We start from the raw sequence: 3,070 nt of genomic DNA, 5'->3' as shown, positions 1-3,070 counted from the left end.
AGGCCGAACACATGGATGCACCCGACCGAAATCATCAGTGCAGAAAACCCTTGCGCAGCAGAGGCCGTCCACACATGACCCCCACCTTTCTCCACGTGGGAGCAAAGCCGGGCGGTTGTTTTGCGCATCAGCCCATTGCTTATCCAGTTTGGCGGCAAACGCCTCCTGGGTTGCGTAGCCAAGGACGAGTGTCGTCTCACCCGGTTGTAATCCCCGACCGTGCATGGATCATGCCGAGGAACAGGGTCTCGTTCAGCAGTTCGTCGCGCATGCGGCCATTGAAGCTCTCCACGTAGCCGTTCTGCATCGGCTTGCCCGGGCCGACGTAATGCCACTCCACCCCGATCTGGCCACAACACGCGAGCGCGGCATTGCTGGTGAGTTCGGTGCCTTTGTCGCCGACGATCATCCCCGGCTTGCCCCGCTGAGCGATAAGCTGGGTCGACCCACGCACGACACGGTGATCCGAGATCGAAGTGTTCGGCACCGCTACCGGGCGCTCCTTGGTCACATCATCGACCACGTTGAGCACGCGGAACCGTCGGCCAGAAGCGATTTGATCGTGAACAAAGTCCAAGGTCCTCAGCGTTGGTTCGGCAGGGCAAGCACCGGAGCTGGACACCCACAGAAACCCCTCGCGTTGACGTGCTAATTATGATTCATTCCGTAGATTGGACGAAGAGTCTCGATGCAGCCGCACAGCCTGTTTTCATTGGCGTAGCACCTAGAGCGTCTGAGCAAGGACGGCGATCCGCTGGAGGCTTTGTCGGGCGCGGTAGAGTTCGAACGCTTCCGGCCGCTTTTGACCCGGGGGCTTGGCCATAGCGACGGAGCCAAGGGCGGTTGGCCACTGTTTGATCCGGTCACGACGTTCAAGGTGTTGGTGGTCCATGCATAACATAATCTGTCGAATGCGCGCATGGAGTTCTTGATCCGCGATCGACTATCGTCGGTGCGCTTCTTCGGCTTTGATCTGGGCGGCTCAACGCCTGATGAGAACACCATCCGCCATTACCGCAATCGGCTCACCGAGAGCGGCACAATCGAGGCGTTGACGCATGCTTTCGAGCAGCAACTGCGCGAGGCTGGATATCTCGCCATGGGGGGCAGATTGTCGATGCAAGCCTGGTTCCTGCGCCCAACCAGCGCAATACGCAGTAAGAAAGGCTGCCATCAAGGCCGGCAAGTCACCAAAGCAGATCTGGCGCGGCAAGCCGGGCAAAGCGCACCAGAAGGATACCGATGCGCGCTGGACCCTGACGGTCGGGGGCAAGATCCGCTATCGTCCCGACGGAACGCCGCTGTCTCAGATCGCCCCGCCGGTGTTCGGCTACAAGTCGCACATCAGCATCGATCGGCGCTCTGGATTCATCCGAAAGGCGCCGGTGACCTCGGCCGCAGAAAGTGATGGGCGCCAGCTGCGACAAGTAATCGACACAAGCAACACCGCTGGCAATATCTGGGCCGGCCGCGCCTATCGCAGCCAGAAAAACGAGGCTTGGCTGACGCTAAAAAGCCGCATCCATCGCCGGAAGCCCATGGGCAAGCTGATGCCAGAGCACATGTCGCGTGCCGATGGTGCAAAGACAGCCGCGCGGGCTAGGGTTGAGCATGTCGTCGTCCAACAGAAGAACCGCTATGGGCTCTTCATCCGCACCATCGGCATCGTCAGGGCGCAAACCAAACTGACGCTGGCCAACCTGATCTAGAACTTCGACAGCTTGATATTCCGCGGACGGCGTGCCTCCACGGGATAGGTGCGCCTGAAATCCAAGGAGTCACTTCAAAAGCCGAGAAACACCTTCGCAGAACAGCCCATCGACGCCTTCGAATGCGACCTCTCACGCCGCCTCAGCGACCCAGCCAATCATTCCGCCAAACTTGTGATTGTTTGCGGGTGTCCGGCTGGTGCTCTGCTCCCCACAGCGCGCCTGCGATTGTCGCGGCCTCACCGACAGACCTTCCTCTTTGGAAGGCCGCTGCGTCTTCTTGCGGTTGATCATCACCCCGGCTCGCCGTAGCAGGATGGGCAAACGGCGATAGCCGATCCGACGCCGTTGGTTGGCCAGTTCGCACAACTTCTCACGCAGAGCAGCGTCATCGTGCCGGGGTGGAACGGTAGCGCGCGCTCTTGCGATCGGCTTCGATGACACGGCACGCCCGCCGCTCACCTATCCCGTGGCATACCTGGAGATGCGCAGCAGCTTCCCGCTTTGCGGCGGGCGTCACAACTTTTTTGAGAGCAGATCCTTCAGCGCCACGTTGTCCACCATCGTGTCGGCCAGCAGCCGGTTGAGCTTCGCGTTCTCGCTCTCGAGATTCCGCAGACGCCGAGCCTCGGATACCTCCAGCCCGCCATACTTGGCCTCCCAGTTGTAGATCGTCGCTTCCGAAACCCCGTGCCGGGCCAGATCAGTGGTCTTCGTACCCGCCTCTGCCTCCGTCAGCACAGAGTAGCCCCTAGATTTCGGGACGTATTCTATCCTAATTTTAAGGACAGGAGACGACGATGGGGAAGCCCAATTTCAGCGATGAGTTCAAGCGTGATGCGGTGGCTCAAATCACCGAACGCGGTTATCTGGTGGCGGAGGTTTCTAAGTTGCTCGGCGTCAGTCAGCATTCGCTGTACGCATGGAAGCGGCAACTAGCGAAGGTGGTGTCTGGCGATGCCGGCAAGGATGCCGAGATCCGCCAGCTGAAGCGTGAGCTGGCCCGGGTGACCGAGGAGCGCGATATACTAGGCGGTAAACTCATAAAACGGCTTGTGATCTGCGGGGCCGCATGATTCAGGTTCTTCATTGTGATGGAGGGCTTGATGGCGCTGCGACGATACGAACTAACGGATGCAGAGTGGTCGATCATCGAGGCTTTGCTACCGAACAAGCCTCGCGGGGTGCCGTGTGTTGATGATCGGCGGGTGTTGAACGGCATCCTCTGGCGGTTCCGCACGAGTTCGCCGTGGGCTGAGATACCCGAGCGCTACGGTCCGCCGACGACCTGCTACAACCGGTTCGTGCGCTGGCGCAAAGCCGGGGTGTGGGACCGGTTGCTGGCTGCAGTTTCCGCTGGC

At 60.2% G+C, this 3,070-nt stretch carries 1 protein-coding gene and 4 pseudogenes; 3 read left to right on the top strand and 2 right to left on the bottom strand.

The annotated features are described in order from the left end of the window. Positions 1 to 208: 208 nt before the first annotated feature. Positions 209 to 580, bottom strand: a pseudogene (locus K4G67_RS16810) (integrase core domain-containing protein); the annotation flags it as partial. Between the two features lie 153 nt (positions 581 to 733). Here K4G67_RS16810 and K4G67_RS16805 point away from each other — a divergent pair. Then, positions 734 to 1,709, top strand: a pseudogene (locus tag K4G67_RS16805) (IS5 family transposase). Between the two features lie 194 nt (positions 1,710 to 1,903). On the opposite strand, the pseudogene K4G67_RS16800 reads toward K4G67_RS16805, so the two are convergent. Continuing rightward, a pseudogene (locus K4G67_RS16800) lies at positions 1,904 to 2,489 on the bottom strand (transposase); the annotation flags it as partial. Positions 2,490 to 2,509: 20 nt separating this feature from the next. On the opposite strand from K4G67_RS16800, the pseudogene K4G67_RS16795 reads away from it, so the two are divergent. Next, a pseudogene (locus K4G67_RS16795) lies at positions 2,510 to 2,758 on the top strand (transposase); the annotation flags it as partial. 57 nt (positions 2,759 to 2,815) lie between these two features. After that, a partial coding sequence (locus K4G67_RS16790) for a transposase (RefSeq protein WP_239807408.1) occupies positions 2,816 to 3,070 on the top strand: 255 nt, incomplete at its 3' end.

It is taken from the genome of Croceicoccus hydrothermalis (assembly GCF_022378335.1).
In the GTDB taxonomy this organism is placed as follows: domain Bacteria; phylum Pseudomonadota; class Alphaproteobacteria; order Sphingomonadales; family Sphingomonadaceae; genus Croceicoccus; species Croceicoccus hydrothermalis.
The sequence above is the reverse complement of the archived record's forward strand: the minus strand, read 5'-3'. Positions and strand labels throughout refer to the sequence as shown.